General features: G+C 62.9%; 25 protein-coding genes and 1 pseudogene. 17 read left to right on the top strand and 9 right to left on the bottom strand.

Annotated elements, in window-relative coordinates:
* Positions 1-8 precede the first annotated feature (8 nt).
* Positions 9-416: a winged helix-turn-helix transcriptional regulator gene (locus tag EWH10_RS12125; RefSeq protein ID WP_065846180.1), complete on the bottom strand. Its 408-nt coding sequence runs from the start codon at positions 414-416 to the stop codon at positions 9-11.
* A gap of 80 nt (positions 417-496) precedes the next feature.
* On the opposite strand from EWH10_RS12125, the gene EWH10_RS12120 reads away from it, so the two are divergent.
* Positions 497-1,222 carry an SDR family NAD(P)-dependent oxidoreductase gene (locus EWH10_RS12120; protein WP_065846179.1) on the top strand — a complete coding sequence of 242 codons (726 nt, stop codon included), beginning with the start codon at positions 497-499 and terminating at the stop codon, positions 1,220-1,222.
* Between the two features lie 63 nt (positions 1,223-1,285).
* Here EWH10_RS12120 and EWH10_RS12115 read toward each other — a convergent pair whose 3' ends face one another.
* From EWH10_RS12115 to EWH10_RS12100, 4 genes are read right to left on the bottom strand one after another with little or no spacing between them, the layout of a single operon-like run.
* Positions 1,286-1,819, bottom strand: coding sequence for an alpha/beta fold hydrolase (locus tag EWH10_RS12115; RefSeq protein ID WP_207212582.1), 534 nt, complete (start codon positions 1,817-1,819; stop codon positions 1,286-1,288).
* The gene (locus EWH10_RS12110) at positions 1,786-1,980 is read right to left on the bottom strand and encodes a hypothetical protein (protein WP_083198954.1); all 195 of its coding nucleotides are present in this window, start codon (positions 1,978-1,980) and stop codon (positions 1,786-1,788) included. Before EWH10_RS12110 ends, EWH10_RS12115 begins: the two co-directional genes overlap by 34 nt.
* An 8-nt stretch (positions 1,981-1,988) precedes the next feature.
* A complete protein-coding gene (locus tag EWH10_RS12105) occupies positions 1,989-2,216 on the bottom strand; it encodes a hypothetical protein (protein ID WP_065846178.1) in 228 nt (75 codons plus the stop codon).
* A gap of 28 nt (positions 2,217-2,244) precedes the next feature.
* The gene (locus tag EWH10_RS12100) at positions 2,245-2,682 is read right to left on the bottom strand and encodes a hypothetical protein (RefSeq protein WP_065846177.1); all 438 of its coding nucleotides are present in this window, start codon (positions 2,680-2,682) and stop codon (positions 2,245-2,247) included.
* 64 nt (positions 2,683-2,746) lie between these two features.
* Here EWH10_RS12100 and EWH10_RS12095 point away from each other — a divergent pair, with 64 nt between their 5' ends.
* Both EWH10_RS12095 and EWH10_RS12090 read left to right on the top strand, forming a co-directional pair.
* Complete coding sequence (locus EWH10_RS12095) at positions 2,747-2,998, top strand: AbrB/MazE/SpoVT family DNA-binding domain-containing protein (protein ID WP_044660700.1); 252 nt, start codon at positions 2,747-2,749, stop codon at positions 2,996-2,998.
* On the top strand, positions 2,995-3,393 hold the full coding sequence (locus EWH10_RS12090; protein ID WP_044660699.1) for a type II toxin-antitoxin system VapC family toxin: 399 nt from the start codon (positions 2,995-2,997) through the stop codon (positions 3,391-3,393). The genes EWH10_RS12095 and EWH10_RS12090 overlap by 4 nt, the downstream gene beginning before the upstream one ends.
* 53 nt (positions 3,394-3,446) lie before the next feature.
* Here the strand turns inward: EWH10_RS12090 and traF are convergent.
* A pseudogene (gene traF, locus EWH10_RS12085) lies at positions 3,447-3,854 on the bottom strand (conjugal transfer protein TraF); the annotation flags it as partial.
* A gap of 11 nt (positions 3,855-3,865) precedes the next feature.
* Here traF and EWH10_RS12080 point away from each other — a divergent pair.
* Together EWH10_RS12080 and EWH10_RS12075 are read left to right on the top strand one after the other, a co-directional pair.
* Positions 3,866-5,200, top strand: a complete 1,335-nt coding sequence (locus EWH10_RS12080; protein ID WP_083198951.1) for an AAA family ATPase — start codon at positions 3,866-3,868, stop codon at positions 5,198-5,200.
* Positions 5,197-5,769: a lytic transglycosylase domain-containing protein gene (locus EWH10_RS12075; protein ID WP_025548409.1), complete on the top strand. Its 573-nt coding sequence runs from the start codon at positions 5,197-5,199 to the stop codon at positions 5,767-5,769. Before EWH10_RS12080 ends, EWH10_RS12075 begins: the two co-directional genes overlap by 4 nt.
* Positions 5,770-6,086: 317 nt before the next feature.
* Here the strand turns inward: EWH10_RS12075 and EWH10_RS12070 are convergent, their stop codons facing one another.
* Positions 6,087-6,410 (bottom strand): hypothetical protein, encoded by a 324-nt coding sequence (locus EWH10_RS12070; protein ID WP_025548408.1) that lies wholly within the window; start codon positions 6,408-6,410, stop codon positions 6,087-6,089.
* A 149-nt stretch (positions 6,411-6,559) separates the two neighbouring features.
* Here EWH10_RS12070 and EWH10_RS12065 point away from each other — a divergent pair, with 149 nt between their 5' ends.
* Positions 6,560-7,444 carry a DUF1206 domain-containing protein gene (locus EWH10_RS12065; RefSeq protein ID WP_052816673.1) on the top strand — a complete coding sequence of 295 codons (885 nt, stop codon included), beginning with the start codon at positions 6,560-6,562 and terminating at the stop codon, positions 7,442-7,444.
* Between the two features lie 57 nt (positions 7,445-7,501).
* Positions 7,502-7,798 (top strand): hypothetical protein, encoded by a 297-nt coding sequence (locus EWH10_RS12060; protein ID WP_226870466.1) that lies wholly within the window; start codon positions 7,502-7,504, stop codon positions 7,796-7,798.
* Positions 7,799-8,002: 204 nt separating this feature from the next.
* Here the strand turns inward: EWH10_RS12060 and EWH10_RS12055 are convergent, their stop codons facing one another.
* Positions 8,003-8,761 carry a ZIP family metal transporter gene (locus EWH10_RS12055; protein ID WP_025548404.1) on the bottom strand — a complete coding sequence of 253 codons (759 nt, stop codon included), beginning with the start codon at positions 8,759-8,761 and terminating at the stop codon, positions 8,003-8,005.
* A gap of 214 nt (positions 8,762-8,975) precedes the next feature.
* Between EWH10_RS12055 and EWH10_RS12050 the strand changes: the two genes are divergently transcribed.
* From EWH10_RS12050 to EWH10_RS12035, 4 genes are all read left to right on the top strand, one after another.
* Positions 8,976-9,461 carry a VOC family protein gene (locus EWH10_RS12050; RefSeq protein WP_025548402.1) on the top strand — a complete coding sequence of 162 codons (486 nt, stop codon included), beginning with the start codon at positions 8,976-8,978 and terminating at the stop codon, positions 9,459-9,461.
* Positions 9,462-9,589: 128 nt separating this feature from the next.
* A complete protein-coding gene (locus EWH10_RS12045) occupies positions 9,590-10,417 on the top strand; it encodes an SDR family NAD(P)-dependent oxidoreductase (protein WP_025548400.1) in 828 nt (275 codons plus the stop codon).
* Positions 10,418-10,428: 11 nt separating this feature from the next.
* On the top strand, positions 10,429-11,280 hold the full coding sequence (locus EWH10_RS12040; RefSeq protein ID WP_165363359.1) for an SDR family NAD(P)-dependent oxidoreductase: 852 nt from the start codon (positions 10,429-10,431) through the stop codon (positions 11,278-11,280).
* 16 nt (positions 11,281-11,296) lie between these two features.
* Complete coding sequence (locus tag EWH10_RS12035; RefSeq protein WP_025548396.1) at positions 11,297-12,079, top strand: SDR family NAD(P)-dependent oxidoreductase; 783 nt, start codon at positions 11,297-11,299, stop codon at positions 12,077-12,079.
* Between the two features lie 157 nt (positions 12,080-12,236).
* Here EWH10_RS12035 and EWH10_RS12030 read toward each other — a convergent pair whose 3' ends face one another.
* Entirely contained in the window at positions 12,237-12,512 is a 276-nt protein-coding gene (locus EWH10_RS12030) for a hypothetical protein (RefSeq protein WP_065846175.1), read from the bottom strand.
* A gap of 184 nt (positions 12,513-12,696) precedes the next feature.
* Here EWH10_RS12030 and EWH10_RS12025 point away from each other — a divergent pair, with 184 nt between their 5' ends.
* The 6 genes from EWH10_RS12025 to EWH10_RS12000 all read left to right on the top strand — a co-directional run bounded on the left by EWH10_RS12025 (position 12,697) and on the right by EWH10_RS12000 (position 18,649).
* Positions 12,697-13,407 carry a GntR family transcriptional regulator gene (locus EWH10_RS12025; protein ID WP_082718674.1) on the top strand — a complete coding sequence of 237 codons (711 nt, stop codon included), beginning with the start codon at positions 12,697-12,699 and terminating at the stop codon, positions 13,405-13,407.
* A 194-nt stretch (positions 13,408-13,601) separates the two neighbouring features.
* Positions 13,602-14,528: an SDR family NAD(P)-dependent oxidoreductase gene (locus tag EWH10_RS12020; protein ID WP_025548394.1), complete on the top strand. Its 927-nt coding sequence runs from the start codon at positions 13,602-13,604 to the stop codon at positions 14,526-14,528.
* A gap of 111 nt (positions 14,529-14,639) precedes the next feature.
* A complete protein-coding gene (locus EWH10_RS12015) occupies positions 14,640-15,539 on the top strand; it encodes an SMP-30/gluconolactonase/LRE family protein (protein ID WP_037482046.1) in 900 nt (299 codons plus the stop codon).
* Between the two features lie 56 nt (positions 15,540-15,595).
* The gene (locus EWH10_RS12010; protein ID WP_025548390.1) at positions 15,596-16,153 is read left to right on the top strand and encodes a UGSC family (seleno)protein; all 558 of its coding nucleotides are present in this window, start codon (positions 15,596-15,598) and stop codon (positions 16,151-16,153) included.
* The gene (locus EWH10_RS12005) at positions 16,071-17,171 is read left to right on the top strand and encodes a hypothetical protein (protein WP_226870233.1); all 1,101 of its coding nucleotides are present in this window, start codon (positions 16,071-16,073) and stop codon (positions 17,169-17,171) included. Before EWH10_RS12010 ends, EWH10_RS12005 begins: the two co-directional genes overlap by 83 nt.
* A complete protein-coding gene (locus EWH10_RS12000) occupies positions 17,168-18,649 on the top strand; it encodes an AMP-binding protein (protein ID WP_044660678.1) in 1,482 nt (493 codons plus the stop codon). Before EWH10_RS12005 ends, EWH10_RS12000 begins: the two co-directional genes overlap by 4 nt.

The following is an 18,649-nucleotide window of genomic DNA, read 5'->3' as shown; positions in this document are numbered from 1 at the left end:
CCACTCGCTCATGCCGCTGCCGACAGGCCGTCGCCCTTTCTCGATGCATCATAGGCCGCTTGGGCATTAGCCAGCGCGGTGCCGTGGACGAGCGACCAGTTGTAGAGCGCGGCGAAAGGCTCCCGCAGAGAGGCCCCGAGCGCGGTGATGGCATATTCGACGCCGATCGGCTGCGTCGGCAGGATTTTGCGGCTGATCAAGCCGTCGCGCTCCAGCCGTTTCAACGCATCTGACAGCGCCTTGTGGGTGATTCCGTCGAGTCGGCGCTTAAGGTCATTGAACCGCGCCGGTTGCGTACACAGCACGCTGAGGATCAGCACCGTCCACTTATTGGCGATCTGTTCGAGAATCGGTCGCGTCGCGGTCACATCCAGCGGCAGTTCGATAGCGCAGGGGTCGCGAGTATACACAGCCATATCTAGTCACTCCTCGGTGCGTTCTTGCGCGTAGATATAGCGAATATATCTACGCGTCATCATCAATGACGTGAGGAATCATGGGTAGCCTTTCAAACAAGATCGCAGTCGTCATCGGCGGCCATGAAGGCATTGGCGGCGCCATTGCCGAGCGCTTCGCGGCGGAAGGCGCCACAGTCTACGCCACAAGCCGGCGCGCGGCGGAAGGGGAGACGGCGCATGGGGCTGGCGTGCCGAGACCGCGCCGCGTCGATGCTTCCGATCTGGCCGAGTTGGGCGCCTTCTTTGAGGCGGTGCGGCACGAGGCGGGCCGGGTGGATGTCCTGGCCGTGAACGCGGGGATCTCCGAGTTCGCGACCCTGGACGAGGTCAGCGAGGATCACTTCGACCGGACGTTCGGCCTCAACGTGCGTGCGCTGCTGTTCGCCACCAAGGCCGCGACCGCGATCATGCCGGATGGCGGCTCGGTGGTGTTGGTGGGTTCGATTGCTGATGGAATCGGCACCAAGGGGTATGGGGTCTACGGTGCGACTAAGGCGGCGGTACGCTCGTTCGCGCGTACCTGGGCCAACGAACTCGCCCCCCGCAAAATCCGCGTCAACGTCGTGGCGCCAGGACCGACCGACACGGCCATGATGGCGGCGGCTTCCGACGAAGTGCGTGACACCCTGACAAAGCTGATCCCGCTTGGGCACATGGCCCGGGCCAGCGAGGTTGCTTCAGCTGCGCTGTTCTTCGCCAGCGAGGAAAGCAGTTTCATCACGGGCACCGAACTGCCGGTCGACGGTGGTATGGCGCAGGTTTAGCGCGGTCAAACGCCGTCAGCATGAAAGGGGGGGCAGATTAAGGACGCGAGCCTTCCACAGGCACTAAGCGCCGATCGGGCAACCGGCTTCGGCGCGCCCCTGAAAGAAGGAGGCGAGGAGCGCGGCAACCGCCTCGGGTTGCTCTTCGGGAATGAAGTGCCCGCTGTCAGCCACGGTCTCACCCCGCACGTCATCGGCATAAGCTCGGAGCGGCGCCGCCATGTCTGGGATGGACCCTTGGTCCGCGCTGACCGCGAGCACCGGCATGGTCAGCTTGCCGTCTCGTACGAGCGCCCGGTTCTGCTCGGCGGACACACCGACCTCGCGATAATAGGCCAAGCCCGCCCTGAGTGCGCCGGGAAGCGTGAAGATCCTGACATATTCGTCAAGATCGGCATCGCCGATACTGCGTGGATCGGCGACCTTGCGACGCAGGAACCAGTCGAGATATTCCCGCTCGCGCCCGGTGATTAGCGCCTCCGGCAAATCGGGGACGGTGTGGAAGGCGAAGTGCCACGTCTTCCACGCACGGTCCGGCGCGGCGGGCAGCAGATCCGGCAAAGTCACGCCGGGAATGCCGGCATCGAACAGCGCCAACCGCTGCACCTCGTCGGGATAGGCGAGCGCATATGGGCGACCGAAACGTTGGCGATCGTCGTGTCGAGCACGACCATGAAATTGGTCACCGCCAGCACCACCCCGGCAAGTATCAAGGTGGTGCCGCTGAGCGGTGCCGGAGTAGATGCGTTGGCAGTCATGGCGTCACCTATTCCTTCCCCGAGACGTCGATCTCGGCTTCCATCGACAGGCCGACGCGCAGCGGATGGGCAGCCAGTTCGGCAAAGATCATCGAGACGAGGCGGAAGGCATCGACCGTTTCCTCAAAGCCGTCATAGCTGTGATAGCTCGCCTCCAGCGCCAGGGCAGGCGAGGGGAGGGCGGCAAGGGCCGCTGCCAGCGTGCTGGTCAGCCGGGACGCAAGGGCAGGGCGCATTATAGTATGCATGGGTCAGCCTTTCCCTTCAGCGATTGCGACTGGCGGCGACGCCGGCGGCGTTGCGGGCATCCTGGTCGCGCTGACGAAGGAGGCCGGCATAGTTGGCGGAAACCCATGGAAGCCCAAGCCGTCCGGAACGTAGCAGCGCTTCACTGGAGGAAATGGTGCGGACCTGCCAGCCATAGCTGCGGCCGAAGCGGAGGAGGCGCGTCCAAAGATCGCCGCAAGGTAGGCAGCCGGGAGCCGAGCTCATCTCGACGACAAAAGTTCCGCCCTCCGCGCGCAAGGTCGGGTCGAGATCCGCGGGAAAATCTCGCGTGCGAGGAACCCTTGCCAGCCAGGCGCTCAGTTCGCGGGGTGTCGTGACAGGATGGATCGCTGCGCGCTCAGCCTTGGCCTTGTCATTCCCCGCGGCATTTGCGTACGTGGACACGGTCAGCAGCGCGAGGGGAAGGAATGCCATGAGCCCTCGCGGCTTGAATGTAATGGAAGTTTCCATTACATGACAGATTGAAAGGATTATCCGGATGAACGCGCTTACCGTCACCGCCAAAGGACAAATCACGCTTAAGAGGGATTTGCTCCAGCATATGGGTATCCATCCCGGCGACAAGCTCAGCATCGACAAGATGCCGGGAGGCGAAATCCGGATCCGGGCCGAGCGGCCTTCGGGAAGCATTGCCGATTTCTGCGGATCGCTGAAGCGGGAAGGGCAGCGGTCTCTTTCGATCGAAGAAATGAACGAGATCATCGGCAAAGGCTGGGCCGGAGAGCTGTGAAGGTCACGGCGGACACCAACATTCTGGTTCGCGCGGCCACGCAGGATGATGCGAAACAAGGACCAATTGCTCGTAAGCTCGTGTCGAGCGCGGAACTGGTCGCTGTGCCGCTTTCGGCACTTTGCGAGTTCTGCTGGGTTCTCAAGGTCGGCTACAAATTGAGCTCTGCGGAGATTGCGAACTCTGTTCGGCTGCTGCTGAACGCCGGCAATGTCGTCATGGATCGGGGAGCGGCAGAGGCCGGCCTGGCCCTGCTCGATGCTGGCGGCGACTTTGCCGATGGCGTCATCGCGCATGATGGCCAGTGGCTGGGCGCCGATGTCTTCATGAGCTTTGACAAAAAGGCTGTGAAGCTTCTGCAGGCCACAGGGCATAACGCCGCCCATCCCGATTGAGAGGGATATGCGCTCAGCCCATGGAGTGGAGTTCAAAGGGAAGGGCGCGCTCATTACCGGTCAGCCCGTTGTTCGGTGGCGCCGGGCGCATCATCAGCCGCGCTGGCGGAAACCGGACCATTGGCTAGCGCGTCGAAGAAGCCACCTTCCTCGCCTGCGCCCGTCATGAACTGCTCGGGCCGGATGTCGCCGTTCAATAGCCGCACCGCCTGATAGGCCATTGCCGAGAGATTGGGATATGCCTCCACCCCGCTGGCGATGATCATCCGCTGCTGACTGTCGCGCTTGATGACCATGGTCGTTGGCGTCACCTCGACGCCGAATCGTTGACCCAGCTCAGGATGGGTATCGAGATCCTGGCGGATCACCTGCCAGCCAAACTCCTCCTGGAAGCGCTGGGCGATCGGCCACTGCACGCGGCAATAGCCACAGCTTGTCCGGCTGAACATGACGAGGGCATACCGGCGCTCGGATTCTCTTCCTCGGCGACAACAAGCAGACAGGCGCGATCGAACAAGGGAAGGCATTCTGGCTTCTTCAGCAGCTTGGATTGCCAAAGGCGGAGCTCTCCGAATCGCTGCGGCAGCAAAACAATCAGAAGATGATGAAGGCGGTCATGAAGGCGCGCCTTGGAGAATATGCGCGGGCGATCGGCTTTCTGGACGGCGTCGTGAGCGGGGACAAAGCGAGCAAGCTTGCGAAAAATCTCGTCGATCAATGGATGCAACTGGCCCCCGAAACGCGCGCCGCGACGAACATCCTTGTTCTCGACAATGCGACCCGGATCACGGTCAACGCAAATGTCCGGCGCGGGCTCCAGAAGGAAGGTGTCATCGCCATTCAGGAAGTGTCGTTGAAAATCCTCGCGCCGGCGGGTCTGACGAGTGAGGAGCGTCGAATGGCACGCCTCTATTCCAAGGGCCAGGTCGTCATGTTCAACCGTGATGTTGATCAGTTGGGGATCGCCCGGCAGGCGGAATATGCGGTCGTCGGTTTCGGGCGACAGGAGAGTGGACGCGAGGTCGTCAGGCTGGAAGATCAGCAGGGCCGAATCATCCTTTGGGACCCCCGCCGAACGCGCGCTTCCATGGTCAGCGTCTTCAACGTACAGGACCGGGGCCTCGCAAAGGGTGATCGAATCCAATGGCGCCTGGCGACGAAGGAGCTGGGACTGAAAAATGCCGAGCGGGGCACGGTCGAGCGCATAGAGAACGAGCGGGCCACGATCCGATGGGATCGAACGGGCGAACGACAGGAGATCGACTTCTCGAAATACAAGACCTGGGATCACGGCTATGCGGAGACGGTCTACTCCTCGCAGTCGAAAACCTACCCGCGGGTCTTTGTTCTCGCTCCCGTCGACTCCCCGCTGGTGACGGGGCAAAATTTCTACACCGCGATCACTCGTGCCGAATTTAGCGTGACGCTCTGGACCGAGAACCGGGCGGACCTCGCGGAGAAATTGAAGCGCAATTCCGGCCAGAAGACCTCGTCCCTGGAAGGGCTGGACCTGATCAAGCGAAGCGGAACGGAAGCACGGCTCGAAAGGGAAGCCGCCCGCATTCAGAAAGAACACGACCTCTATGACGTGCAGCGGCGTGAACTGGCCCTTCTGCGCACCGAACGCAGAAACCGTAATCGAGGGAGCGAGCCCAAGGGTCTGGCCGGCGCAGGGCTTCGCGCAACGGAAACCCTCACGGCGCTCATCGAGCGCATGCTTCGGAACCAGCCGCAGCCGGAAATCTCCCAGCCCAAACAGCCGGATCGGACGACCGAGGTGCGCAGGGACCGAGGGCGCGACCGATGATCGGGCGGTGTTGTGCAACGCTTCTGGCCGGCGGCTTCGCTTCCACGCTGATCGTTCAGGCAGCGCCAGCTTATGGTGAGGCGAGGGACCTGGACATGCTGGCGGCGGAGAAGGCGATCAATCAATGCATCCATCGGGCAGCTTCCGGCCGGCCATGGCTTGCCCAAACCCTGCGGGCCTTGAGGAAGCGGGAGGGGGGATGGATTGGTGCAGAAGTCAGGAATAGGGATGGTTCCGTCGACCTGGGGCCGATGCAGGTCAACAGTTGGTGGGTTCCTCGAATCGCCCGAATGATCGGGCGGAGCGAATCGCAGATCAAGTCGTGGCTGCGGGATGATCCGTGCTTCAATGTCGATGCGGCCCGCTGGATATTTCTCTCAGCGCTCCACGACGTAAAGGATTTCTGGCGGGCAGTGGGCATTTATCACAGCCCTACCCGCTGGCGACAAATGCGATATTCGCGAAGCATCGCCTCGATCATGTTGACCCAGCGACAGGCGTTCGTCGCCTCGCCATTGCGGGAACGAAAATTCAGGAAGTCACATTTGGTTATTTTCGGACCTCGCTAGCGTTCGCACTTCGAACGGTTCGGCACGGCCGACAGCGAGAGTGACATTTACAGAGCTTATAGGTGACTTTGGTTTGTGTACTCTTCGCGTAGATAACAGCCTCCCACGGCTTCCTCGCGGCAGATTGGAGCCTCCCTGTAAAAGGCGATGCGCGTTGCTTTCAGATCGGACGTGGATTGCCCCATCCACGCCCGTTTGACATTCGTTCCATAGCGTTCCAGAGTGTCGCTTGCCGCAACTGTTGGAATTTTGTTGGAAACTACGACAGGGGCGGCAGAAAAATAGCTTATTTTTCAATGTTGTACCGGGCAATTGGGTTAGTCGGTGCAATATTCCCAGCGCCCGGCATTGCAGGCCGCGACGGCCCGGCGCCATTCCGCCATTCTCTGCGCATATTCGCCGCGGGCGTCGGCATAGCTGTCGCGATCGCCTTGTGCCTGGCGGTAGTTACGCATGATCCTGGCGTCGCGCTGACGGACATAGGCGAGCTGCTGCTGATTCATCCTTCTGATGATCGCGCTGTCGCGTGCGCGTGCTGCGGCGCTGCGCATCGTCGGATCATTGGGGTCGTCCGCATGCGCCGTCACGGGCAGAAGGGCCGCACCTATCGCAAGCGCCAACGCACAGGATCCAAGCTTCATGAATGCGCCCCTCTTTATCAGTCGCCTTCCTTCGCGCGGGAGAGGGCGCAAGGCAATCGATTTGCGATAAATGGAGGGCGCCCAGCAGGTTTCCGACCTGCTTCCGCATGTGCAGCCTGGCAAATGCGGCTGAGGCAACTTCACGGGCGATGCCGCGTTACCCTGCTTCCAATGCGATGGTGAAGATGATGAACGGCACGGAGAGTTATGGCGAACGTCTGACGATACTGGCGCGCATAGGGTTCGCGGCGCGCGGGATGGTGTATCTTCTCATCGGACTGTTCGCCATAGACGTCGCGCGCCACGGCGGCCAACCAAGCGACAATCAGGGCGTTCTCGGCTCCCTTTCCCAAAGCAGCCTGGGGTCGTTCCTGCTCCTGCTCTGCGCGGCAGGTTTCGCGGGCTATGCGCTCTGGCGCTTGATCGAAGCCGCTCTCGACCCCGAACATCGCAGCCGCAGCCTGAAGGGAAGGCTGGAACGTGCAGGCTATGCCATGAGTGGAATCGTGTACGGGGCACTCGCCCTGGCGGCGGTCAACCTGGTGCTTCGCAAGGCGCCGGCAGCCGAAGGAAGTCCCGGCGACCGGACGGCGCAAGGCTGGTCCGCCTGGCTGCTCGATCAGCCGGGCGGTCAGGCCGTGCTCGTCATTTGCGGGGTCATATTCTTCTTCATTGCGCTCGCACAGGCGGTAAAGGCCTGCCGGGGCCGTTTCGACGAACTTGCGGCCGATGTGCCGGTGCCGGAAGCCGTGCGCTGGGCCGGACGGATCGGCTATGCGGCCCGCGCCATCGTCTTCGCCATGATCGGCTGGTTCGTGATCAACGCTGCCTTGCATGCCGATCCCGACGAGGCAGGCGGGTTGGGCGCGGCCCTCAGGCAGCTCCGCGATCAGGAGCATGGGCCGCTGCTGCTCTTCATCGTGGCGAGCGGGCTCGCGCTGTTCGGCCTGTTCAGCATTGTTGAAGCGCTATATCGCCATGTCAGGATCGACGGTTCGCAGCTTCGGGAAATTGCCCGGACGGCCAGACAATGAATGGAAAGGGAACAAGAATTAAGGCCTGATTGTTTCCCCAGTCTCTTAAGGAGGAGGATGGAGATGGTAGAAGTTCACAGGGATCGCTATACGGATGACCGTGTCGTGGTTCATAAACATCGCGGCGGGCGGACCGTTGCGATTGCCTTGATCATCGTTCTGGCGATTGTCGGAATATTGTTCGCAACCGGCTTCTGGAAAGCCGATGTTTCCGGTGGAGATGTTCCGGAGGTCAGTGTGAAGGGCGGCGAACTTCCCAAGGTGGACGTCGATTCCAAGGCGGTCGTCGTCGGCACAAAGAAGGAAACCATCGATGTGCCGACGGTGGGCGTGAAGGATAATGGCGAAGAATAAAGGCCGATTGTAAATTCAGCACCGGCGCCCTGTCCCGAAAGGGACGGGGCGTTTTGTTATGGCAGGGGGCCTGCCTTCCCTTGCGAAGTCGTCGGCTACCCGCAAGCATGAGGGTTGGACGCCGTGTCGTGCATGGGCGTCGGTCCTGCATGTGTAACCGGAGATGAACGAGGCTGGCATTTTCCCGTTCATCTGTGGCCACGCTCACTCCAGCTTCGTCAATATGAAGGCAATCAGGAATCCCGCGACGGCGATGAGGCCGGAAAATTCATGCGCTTCCTCCGTCGCTTCCGGAATCATCGTGTCCACCAGCATGGCGAGAATGGCTCCTGCTGCCACGGCGGTGGTGGCTGCGATCAGATCCGGGTCCGCGCCCGCCAGAGTGATGTAGCCGATCAGCGCGGCCAGACCGGAAGCCAAAGCGATAGCTCCCCAGACGCCAAAGATATAGGCGGGGCCCCGACCCGCCTTCTTCATTCCCGCGGCGCTGGAAAGGCCTTCGGGAACGTTGGAAAGGAACACGGCGATGACCGTGACCATGCTGACGCCGCCGCCATGCAGCAGACTCACCCCTATGACCACGGACTCCGGAATGCCGTCCAGCAAGGCGCCGACGGCAATCGACAGCCCGGAATTCCCGGCAGCCGGCGCCTGGCTCTCGTGCGGGTTCGAACCCGACCGTTTACGATGCCGGGCACCGGCCCGCGACACGGCCACATTCGCAATCGTGTAGACGACCGCCCCGGCCAGAAATCCGAAGGCGGTGGAATCGAAGCCGCCGCGAGCATAGGCATCGTCCATCAGGTCGAAGGCCACGGCCGAAATCAGCACGCCCGATCCAATCGCCATGATCGCGGCGATCAGCCGTTGCGGAAGATCTGCCACATAGGCGATGCACGCGCCTATCAACAGCGCCGATCCGCCCACCAGGCCCCAAAATCCCGCTTCCAAGGCTCCATGCATCGATGCTCTCCCTCATTCTGAAACGGCAAGGGGCGATAAAGGATGCTGGGGCCGCCCCATTTCACGGCGCGCCTATGTCGTCCATGCGCGCTTGCTGGACGACCGCTGGGCCAGGGCGTCGCGCTGCCGAAACCGCCCAAGACCGGCTCGCTTGCCAGCATAGGTTCTTGATAGTACCTATCTTGGCATAAGGTACGCAGCGGCGGAGGACAGGGTGCAGAATTTCTTCAAGGGCTTTTTCCAGTTCGGCTATGTCACCCGCGACGCGGACGCCGCTGTTGCCGCGTTCCGCGCGAAGTTCGGCCCGGTCGAGTTCATGGTGAACGAACCGCCGGCGATCGACGGCCGACCGGCGCCGACGCGGCGGATTGCGCTTGCATGGATCGACGAGGTGATGACCGAGATCATCGAACCCGATCCGATGCAGAGGACAATCTATGACGATCATGTACCCGCTTTGGCGGGGCCGATACGGCTGCATCATTTCGGTTATCTGATCGACGATCATCAGGCGATGCTCCACCGGCTTCGGGGCATGGGCTATGATGTACCGATGGCGGGTTCCATGCCGGGGGTGCTGGACTATAGCTATGCCGATACGCGCCGCGATCTGGGCCTATGGTCGGAATTCATCCGTCTGGAGGAGGCCGGCAAGGCCTTTTTCGACGCAGTTCCGCGCACGATAACAGGCAATTCATAAGAACGATCGTTCTATATATCTGGCGAATTTCCGTTCACCTTCATATCCATGATGGAATCCCCGGTAATATTGATCATCTTCATGGCCATATAATAAACTTGGTGAAATATCATCGAGTGGAGAGAGCCGTGCAGCCCATATTGGCGGACAAGGTGGCTGTCGTGACGGGCGGCGCATCGGGCATCGGCAAGGCGACAGCCGAGTTGCTCGCTACGCAAGGCGCGGCGGTGGTGATTGCCGATCTGGACGAGGGCAATGCACGCTCCGCGGCGGGGGCCATTGCAGCGGCCGGCGGACAGGCGTTGGCGCTACGGGTCGACATGCGCGACGAAGCGCAGGTCCGGATGATGGTCGATGAGACCGTGGCGCGCTTTGGGGGTGTCGATCTGCTCGACAACACCGTGTCGTACAACGCGCCCGATCAGACCGGTGCCGATGGCGAGATTCATGAGATGGACGTCGCCATCTGGAACCGCGCGCTGGAGGTCAATCTGCGCGGGCCGATGCTGGCCGCCAAATATTGTATCCCGCAGATGTTGAAGCGCGGCGGCGGGGCGATCGTCAATATTTCGTCCACCGCCGGCATATTGTCGCTTGGCACCGTTCCCGCCTATGCGGCTTCGAAGGCGGCGGTGCACAGTCTGAGCCAATCGATCGCCACCGCCTATGGCAAGCGGGGAATCCGCTGCAACACGATAGCGCCGGGCTTCATCGACACGCCCACGACGCGCAATATGGGCGACCGGTTCTTCCAGATGACACTGGACAATAATGTGCTGCCTTATCTTGGTCGGCCGGACGATATTGCGCAGGCCGCGCTGTTCCTGCTGTCAGACGCGGCCCGTTACATCACGGGCCAGTTGCTGGCGGTGGACGGCGGACAGACCATCCACCTGCCGGTAGTGGCGGACATGTGGCGCATGACGGCGGGCAAGCCGCTGATCGAAACAGCTTGAGGAGGGAAATGATGCAGACGCATGGGCGCCTGAGCGGCAAGGTGGCGGTCGTCACGGGCGGCACGAAAGGCATTGGCCAGGGCATCGTGCTGCGTTTCCTGAAGGAAGGCGCCGCAGTGGTCTATTGCTCGCGCAGCCCGGAAAATAATCGGGAGAATGAAGCGCTGATCGCGCAGCTTTCCGGCGCTGCGGAACGGGCGCAGTTCGTCGCCGCCGATGTCGGCAACCGGCAACAGATGGAAGATCTGGTCAATAATGCGGCCGAACGATTCGGGCGGCTCGACATCGTCGTCAACAATGCGCAGGGGATCGCGCCTGTTCGGTCGATCGAAAACAAGCCCGACGCCGATTACAGGATGACGCTGATGACCGGCTTCTACCAGTCGCTCTGGACCAGCCGCGCGGCGGTTCCGCACATGCGCAAGGTTGGCGGCGGGCGGCTGATCTATTTTTCCAGCCACTGGAACATCTGGGGTCAGCCCTATGCCAGCGATTACAACATCACCAAATCCGCCAATGAAGCACTGACGCGCAGCGCCGCACGAGAATTCGGCAAGGACAATATCACTGTCAACTGCATCACGCCGGCTGGCGACAGTTGGGCCTATAAAAGCTGGGCCGACCAGAACAGGGAAATGGCCGAAGCCAGCGTGCGCCAATTCCCGATGCGTCGCATGGGCGATTGCGAGATCGACATTGCCGGCGCGGTGCTGGGGCTTTGCAGCGACAATGGCCGCTTCATCACCGGGCAGGTCTTCTGCGTCGACGGCGGCGCATGGGCGACCGCGCCGCTCCAGATGCATGAGGAAGGCACCGACATCCACAAGGAGCACAGCCAGGCGGCCGTCGAACTGACGGCCTGAGCGCGGGGAGGACAGGATGGGATTGATCGAAGGGCAGGTCGCGATCGTTACCGGCGCGGCCAATGAAGTGACGCGGGGCATCGCCCTCCGTTTCGCCCGTGAAGGCGCAAAGGTGGTGCTGGTCGACAAGGATGACGAAGCGGCACAAGCGGCCGCCCGCCCTATTCCCGGCGCGGAGGCGCGCAGCGCCGACCTTTCCGACCCCGAAGCCGCACGGGCGCTGGCCGATGCGGTAGTGGGGGCGCATGGCCGGATCGACATAATGCTGAATGGCGCGCACGCGGCGCTGAAATGGGACCGGCTGGCGGACAGGCAGGGGGCGCCCGACTTCACCGCAGCGTTCAATGACGTGCTGCTGAGCGCGATCAACATGATGCAGGCGGTCTATCCGCACATGAAAGCGGCGGGCGGCGGGCGCATCGTCAACCTGGGTTCGATCTACGGTCCGACGGCGAATGAGGGCGTGACGGATGCCGTCACCATGGACTTCGCGCTGACGGGCCTTACGCGGTCGGCAGGCGTCGAATGGGGGAAGGATGGCATTCTCGTCAATTTCCTCCAGCCGGCGGTGCCGGACATTGCGATCTTTGCGGATTATCGCGCGAAGAAGGGCAAGAGCGTCGATACGCTGATCGCCAATATGGCGATGCCGCGCCTTGCCGACCCGGTGGAGGATGTGGGCGGGGCGGCGATGTTCCTGGTTTCGGACGAGGCCTGCTTCATCCTGGGCCATCGCGCGCTGGCGGACGGCGGCCAGCATCTGACCGCCGCGGTCTTCGAACCCGGTGCGCAGCGGTGAGCGAAGGCGGGGCCGGCATCCCAAGCAGGCAGCCGGGCAAGTTCGTCCAGCTCCGCCATCTGGCGCCCGACGAGGGGTTGCGCTTTTCCGGGCCGGGATAAGATGCCGAACGCAATGGCATGACGCGCATGATGCGCCATGCCATTTTCCGGCCCGGTCAGAGCTTGTTGAGGTCGGCTGCGGTCAGGCTGGTGACCAGTCCCTTTTCCCCATTGGACAGGGTTGCCGCCGGTATCGACACGAAGCGGCCCTTGTAGATGATCTGTACCGAGGTCGGGGCGCCCTCGGCATTCGCATTGACGCGATCGATGAAGCCGACGCGGACGCCATCGGCCGTCTTGACCATCGTGCGCGCCTTGATGACGGGCGCGTCCTGCGCGGCCACCGGGCTGGAAAGGGACAGGGCAGCCGCAAGAGCAAAAATATACTTCATATATGCCTCATGATCGTTTGCCCGCGCGCTATCATGCCGGCCGGCAGCAAACAAAATGAATCCGATCCGTTCAGCATGCCATCGCCTATCTGAAGATTGCCGTGGTCATATCCTCATGCCTGCAATTGGCACGGCGGCCCGGTTTGCGTTGAAACCAGCCGCGATTGGGAGCATGGAGCTTTGCATGCAGAAGGAACATGAATATGCCGACGGGGAGCTGGAGGCGTCTGGGCATTTCGAACCGCTGACCCGGCCGGAGGCGCTGACGGAAATGGTTGCCGAGCGCCTGCGCAATGCCATACTTTCAGGCGCACTGGCCCCCGGCACTCATTTGAGCGTGCCGGAGATCGCGCGGCAATTGGGGGTTAGCCGTACGCCTGCGCGCGAAGGACTGATCGCGCTGGAGCGGGAAGGGCTGGTCGAACCCCGCGCCAGGACCGGCGTAGCGGTGATCGCAGGCGGCACGCCCGACATTCTCGATCTGCTCGACATTCGGGAAGGGTTGGAGATCATGACCGTGCGCCGTGCGGCCGAGCGCATGGATGCGGAAGGCGTTGCCCGGCTCAGGGCGTTGTTCGCGCAGCATGAGATCGTGGTGGAGAAAAGCGACCTGGCTGCTCATGTCGAACTCGACGCCGCCTTTCACGGCATGATCCGCGAGGGTGCGGGCAATATGCGGCTGGCGCGGCAACTGGTGCAGATCGACCAGCAATTGCGGGTACTCAACAGCCGGCTCTCTCGCGCCCGTGGCTGGAGCGGGCGGGCCGTGCTGCGGGATCACAAGGCGATCATCGACGCGATCGAAGCCGGCAATCCCGACGCTGCCGAACGGCATATGCGGGCGCATATTGAGCGCACCCGCGCATTCCAGTTGCAATCCGCCGGCCAGGACTGAGGCTGCGACCCCTCCGTATTGGCCGATCCCGGTTGTGGCTCCGCTCGTGGCGCTGGGCCGCCCTATGTGGACTATTGCCACCGCTCCGCCGAAGGGACGCCGCCATATAATGGATAGGCGATGTTTTGGACGCGGATATGGCGACGCCGCCCCTCTGCATGTTGCATGTATATGGACAGGCGAGAGGAAGCGGGATGATTCGGTTGGACGGGCGGGTCGCGATCGTCACGGGGGCGGGGCGGGGCATGGGCCGGGCTCATGCCCTTCTGCTCGCCGCGCGGGGGGCGAGGGTGATCGTCAACGACTATGGCGGCGCGCAGTCCACATTGACGCCCGGCACCATTTCCCATGCCCAAGCGGTTGTGGATGAAATCCGCGCTGCGGGAGGTGAGGCGGAAGCGGACGGCGAGATGGTCGGCACCGGCGAGTCCGCCCGGCTCATCGTCGAACATGCGCTGGACGCCTTCGGCCGGGTCGACATTCTGATCAATAATGCCGGCGGATCGCTGATCGGTGATCCCGATGCCTTCACCGATGAAGAGATAGAGGGCGTGCTGCGGACCAATTTCATCGGTCCCTATATGCTGCTGCGTCGGGTCTGGCCGCTGATGCGCGGTCAGGGTTTCGGACGCATCGTCAACGTCATGTCGTCGGCGGTTCTGGGCGCGGGACATCTGGGGCCCTATGCAGCGGGCAAGGCCGGGCTGCTGGGGCTGACCCATGATGCGGCCTTTGACGGGCGGCCGCATAATATATTGGTGAACGGCATCTTCCCCACGGGCGCCTCCCGCCTTACGGAAACGTCGCACGAAGATCTGGCGCGCTGGTATCGCACCCATTTCCAGCCGGAAAAGGTGTCGGCGCTGATCGCCTATCTCAGTAGCGAGCAGTTGGACTTCGGCGGAGAAGTCTTCAACGTCGGGGGTGGGCGCGTCGCGCGGCTGGCGATCTTCGACAATGACGGATCGTTCGATCCGGCGATCACCCCTGAAAGCATAGCCGCCAATATCGACCTGATTCGTGACATGAGCAAACCCACCATGATTCCCACGCTCTGGGCGCAGACCGAGCGCTATTTTGCGCGCATTCCCTGGACTGGCGGCAAGGCCGGCCTGTTCTGAAGCGGTGAAACGACAGGATATGGCTGCCTGGCAGAAAGGCCGCAGCCATCAACGGAAGCGGGTTCGGCATAACCACCATGAGCTGACAGGCGCCGGATGAAGGAGAAGAAGATGCAGGAGGGTAACGCCCCGGCGCGCTGCGTGCTGGACATCAGGGCGGAATCGGGCGAAACCCCGGTCTGGTCGGTGGCGGAGCGGAAGCTGTTCTGGGTGGATCAGGAGGCGCACCGGCTCAATGCCTTCGATCCGGCCTGCGGGAGCAATGAAAGCTGGCAGATGCCCGCCCATGTCAGCAGCTTTGCGCTGCGCGGCGCGGGCGAGCCGATTGTCGTGGCGCTGCGTACCGGCCTGTTCGATTTCGACCGGGCCAGCGGCACGTTGGCGCCGGTCGCCGCGCCGCCGCCCTATCCCGTCGAAACCCACCGTTTCAATGACGGCCGGTGCGACCGGCAGGGTCGCTATCTGATCGGTTCGGTCGACCTTTCCTATTTCCAGACCGGGGTGGCCGGCCGCGCCGCCGTCTATCGGCTGGACGGCGGCGGGTTGGCCGAGGTGATCGGAGACATCACGTGCAGCAACGGCATGGCCTTCAGTCCCGACGGGCGGATCATGTATCTGGCGGATTCCCCCGCCGGGCGGGTCTATGCCTTCGACTATGACATCGTGACCGGCACGCCGTCCAACCGCCGTGTCTTCACGGAGCGGGATCGCGGCGACGGGATTTTCGACGGGGCGGAAGTGGATGCGGAGGGCGGCTATTGGGTCTGCCTGCTGATGAAGGGCGCGGTGGCGCGCTATATGCCGGACGGACGGCTGGACCGGGAGATTGCTGTGCCGGTTCTGCAACCGACCAAGGTGGCCTTTGGCGGGCCGGAACTGGCCACGCTTTATCTGACGTCCGCCGCTCACCGCCATCTTCCCGGCGATCAGCCCCTGGGCAGGCATGCCGGTGGCCTCTTCGCGATCGAAACGGGCGTTCGGGGCATTGAGGAGCCAAAATACCGCTTCTGAAATGCCCAATTTGACAATTTGCATGCAACATGCAAAAAGATGGTGGAGGTAACGACATGACCATCATTCTCGATCCCACTGCATCGCTGGTGCACGATCTGGCTGAGCCGGGTCCGGATGCCGGCGTCCTGAGGGGCAAGAAGATCGCCATCCGCATCGATATGCTGTGGCGTAGCTGGGACTGGGTCAGCGAGATCTGGGCCGAAGGCTTGCGGGCCGAAGGCGCCGAGGTGACCTTCTGGCGCAGTTGCGGCCGCACGGGCCGGGAGGGCGAGCAAGCCGAACGCGACTATGGCGCGCTACTGGCGCAAAGCGACATGGCCATCGTCGGACTGGGCAATTGCGGGTCCTGCACCAGTTGGACCATCGCGGACGCACTGACCGCGGCAGCCGCCGGCATCCCGACCATCGCGGTGGCGACCGCGCATTTCGAAGGGCTGGCCCATAATCTGGCGAAACGGGGCGGCCGGTCGGGCCTGCGCTTTCACATCCTTCCCTATCCTCTCGACATTCTTCCAAAAGAACAGGTCCATGACATTGCACGAAACCACTATCGATCGTTCCTGCGGAATTTCGGGGTGCGAAGCAGACTGGCTGAGCAGTCGGCGGCATGAGGTCGAGGATGACATCGTCGCCTTCAACGATTTCGCCATGGCTCAGGGCTGGGGTGACGGACTGCCGCTGATCCCGCCGACGCAGCAGCGGGTGCAGGACTTCCTGATCGCGGGCGGACGCTTTCCGGACGAGTTGATCGCCGTGCTGCCGCCGCTGCGCGCCGAATGCACGGTGGAGAAGATCGCGATCAACGCGGTTATGGCCGGCTGCACGGGCGACGCGATGCCGCTGCTGTGCGCGGCGATAGAAGCGATGGCGGACCCCAGGTTCGACCTGGCCGGCCTCAATGCCACGACCGGGTCGGTGGTGCCCGCCATGATCGTGAACGGGTCGATCCGCAACCGGCTGGACATTCCCTGTCAGGCCGGTTGCCTGGGCGGAGTGGCCGGTCGAGCGGTGGCCATCGGCCGGGCGATCCGTCTGATCATGCGCAATGTGGCGGGCCAGTCGATCGGTTCGACGTCGCAAAGCGTCTATGGCACACCGGGGCGTGTCGCCGGCATCGTCTTTGGCGAATGGGAGGAGCGCTCTCCCTGGGCGCCGCTGGCTGAACGTCGCGGCGTAGGAGGCGATGCCGTCACCGTTTACGGCGCGATGGGCACGGCCAATATCTGCGACGTGGTGGCGAACAGTGCCGACGGTTTCCTCGACATGATCGCCAAATCCATGGCCTATCCGGGCGCAAACGGCTTCCTGCCGTCCTCGGCCTTTGCGGAGACTTTGTGCGTCATCAACCCGATCTGGGCGGAGGTGATTGCGAAGGCCTATCCCAGGATCGAGGATGTGCAGGCCTATATCTGGGACAGATGCGCATTGCCGATCGACTGGTTCCGACCCGAATATCGCGATCCCATCGGCAATTTGGGTCGGATCAAGCCCGACGGGCGCGTGCATCTGGTGCCGACGCCCGATGATGTGCTGGTCATGGTCGCGGGAGGGGAAGGCGGCCTGCACGCCGCGATGCTGCATAGCTGGGGCACCTGCCTCACCGTGACCCGGCCCGTCGAGACGGCATGAGCGGCGATGTGATCGTCGGCGATCGCATTCGCGGACGCGCCGAACTGCTCGACCGGGCGGCGCGGCTGGCGAGCGCGATGGCGGCGGCAGGCGTCGGCGCGGGCGATGCGGTGGCGCTGTTGCTGCGCAACGACTTTGCCGTGCTGGAAGCCAATCTGGCCGTGCGCAGGCTCGACGCCTATGGCGTGCCGATCAACTGGCACTGGCACCCGACGGAGATCGGCTATGTGCTGCGCGACGCGACGCCCCGGCTGCTGATCGGCCATGCCGACCTGCTGGACGGGCTGGGCGCCCATATTCCCGAAGGCCTGCGCGTGATCGCCGTCGGCGGTTCGGGCGAGCAGCCGGATTATGACGACTGGATCGCTGCCCATGAACCCCATGAGGGCCATGGCAACGGTCTCGGTTCCTCCATGGTCTACACGTCGGGCACCACGGGCAAGCCCAAGGCGGTCAGGCGCCTGCCCGCGACAGGCGAGGAATCGGCGCAGCGCGCCCGTGTGCTGGCGGTCATCCATGACACGGCGCCCGGCAATGTCGCGCTGGTGACGGGACCGCTCTATCATCTCTTCAGCCAGGCGATCCTGATGGCGACTTTCGCCGCCGGGGGCACGGTGGTGGTGATGGAGCGCTTCGATCCGGAGGATTGCCTGCGGCTCATCGAGCAGCATCATGTGACCCATGGCGCGCTGGTGCCCACGCTTTTCGTCAGGCTGCTGCGCCTCCCCGAAGAGGTGAAGGGCCGATATGATCTCTCCACCCTTCGTCACGTCGTCCATTCGGGCGCGCCCTGCGCGCCGGAAGTAAAAAGGGCGATGCTGAACTGGTGGGGGCCGGTCCTGTATGAAACCTATGGATCGACCGAAACCGGCGTCGTCACGAAGATCAGTCCTCGGGAATGGCTGGCTCGACCCGGCAGCGTCGGCCGACCTGTCCTGACTGGTGAAGTCCGTATTCGTGGCGAAGACGGCCAATGGACAGAGGCGGGGCGGACGGGCGACGTCTACCTGCGCATCCACGGCACGCCCGATTTCACTTTTCACGGCGATCCGGAAAAGCGCGCCGCCGTCGAATATGACGGCCTTATTACCTGCGGCGACATGGGCTGGCTGGACGAAGAAGGCTATCTGTTTCTGTGCGACCGGCGCGCGGACATGGTGTTGTCCGGCGGGGTCAACATCTATCCGGCAGAGGTGGAGGCTGCCTTGCTGGAGCATCCCGCGGTATCCGATTGCGCTGTCTTCGGCGTGCCGGACTCCGAATATGGTGAAGTGCTGGTCGCGTATCTCCAGAGCGACGAGGCGCTGATCCCCGATGAGGTGACAGCGTTCCTGCGCGGGCGCATCGCGGGCTACAAGATTCCGCGTCATCTGGTCGTCGGCGCCAGCTTGCCGCGCGAGGAAACGGGAAAGATCTTGAAGCGCAGGCTGCGGGAAAGTTTCCTGGCCGGCGAAGCGCGGGAAACGGGAGCATATTGA

The organism is Sphingobium fuliginis, assembly GCF_004152845.1.
GTDB lineage: Bacteria > Pseudomonadota > Alphaproteobacteria > Sphingomonadales > Sphingomonadaceae > Sphingobium > Sphingobium fuliginis.
The sequence above is the reverse complement of the archived record's forward strand: the minus strand, read 5'-3'. Positions and strand labels throughout refer to the sequence as shown.

Bases quoted from the DNA above. Each gene is read 5' to 3' on its own strand.
- EWH10_RS12040 (WP_165363359.1), top strand. From the start codon at position 10,429: ATGCAGACGCATGGGCGCCTGAGCGGCAAGGTGGCGGTCGTCACGGGC.
- EWH10_RS12070 (WP_025548408.1), bottom strand. From the start codon at position 6,410: ATGAAGCTTGGATCCTGTGCGTTGGCGCTTGCGATAGGTGCGGCCCTT.
- EWH10_RS12000 (WP_044660678.1), top strand. From the start codon at position 17,168: ATGAGCGGCGATGTGATCGTCGGCGATCGCATTCGCGGACGCGCCGAA.
- EWH10_RS12105 (WP_065846178.1), bottom strand. From the start codon at position 2,216: ATGCGCCCTGCCCTTGCGTCCCGGCTGACCAGCACGCTGGCAGCGGCC.
- EWH10_RS12005 (WP_226870233.1), top strand. From the start codon at position 16,071: ATGACATTGCACGAAACCACTATCGATCGTTCCTGCGGAATTTCGGGG.
- EWH10_RS12065 (WP_052816673.1), top strand. From the start codon at position 6,560: ATGCCGCGTTACCCTGCTTCCAATGCGATGGTGAAGATGATGAACGGC.
- EWH10_RS12100 (WP_065846177.1), bottom strand. From the start codon at position 2,682: ATGGCATTCCTTCCCCTCGCGCTGCTGACCGTGTCCACGTACGCAAAT.
- EWH10_RS12060 (WP_226870466.1), top strand. From the start codon at position 7,502: ATGGAGATGGTAGAAGTTCACAGGGATCGCTATACGGATGACCGTGTC.
- EWH10_RS12015 (WP_037482046.1), top strand. From the start codon at position 14,640: ATGCAGGAGGGTAACGCCCCGGCGCGCTGCGTGCTGGACATCAGGGCG.
- EWH10_RS12095 (WP_044660700.1), top strand. From the start codon at position 2,747: ATGAACGCGCTTACCGTCACCGCCAAAGGACAAATCACGCTTAAGAGG.
- EWH10_RS12010 (WP_025548390.1), top strand. From the start codon at position 15,596: ATGACCATCATTCTCGATCCCACTGCATCGCTGGTGCACGATCTGGCT.
- EWH10_RS12025 (WP_082718674.1), top strand. From the start codon at position 12,697: ATGCAGAAGGAACATGAATATGCCGACGGGGAGCTGGAGGCGTCTGGG.
- EWH10_RS12110 (WP_083198954.1), bottom strand. From the start codon at position 1,980: ATGACTGCCAACGCATCTACTCCGGCACCGCTCAGCGGCACCACCTTG.
- EWH10_RS12030 (WP_065846175.1), bottom strand. From the start codon at position 12,512: ATGAAGTATATTTTTGCTCTTGCGGCTGCCCTGTCCCTTTCCAGCCCG.
- EWH10_RS12055 (WP_025548404.1), bottom strand. From the start codon at position 8,761: ATGCATGGAGCCTTGGAAGCGGGATTTTGGGGCCTGGTGGGCGGATCG.
- EWH10_RS12075 (WP_025548409.1), top strand. From the start codon at position 5,197: ATGATCGGGCGGTGTTGTGCAACGCTTCTGGCCGGCGGCTTCGCTTCC.
- EWH10_RS12020 (WP_025548394.1), top strand. From the start codon at position 13,602: ATGATTCGGTTGGACGGGCGGGTCGCGATCGTCACGGGGGCGGGGCGG.
- EWH10_RS12125 (WP_065846180.1), bottom strand. From the start codon at position 416: ATGGCTGTGTATACTCGCGACCCCTGCGCTATCGAACTGCCGCTGGAT.
- EWH10_RS12035 (WP_025548396.1), top strand. From the start codon at position 11,297: ATGGGATTGATCGAAGGGCAGGTCGCGATCGTTACCGGCGCGGCCAAT.
- EWH10_RS12120 (WP_065846179.1), top strand. From the start codon at position 497: ATGGGTAGCCTTTCAAACAAGATCGCAGTCGTCATCGGCGGCCATGAA.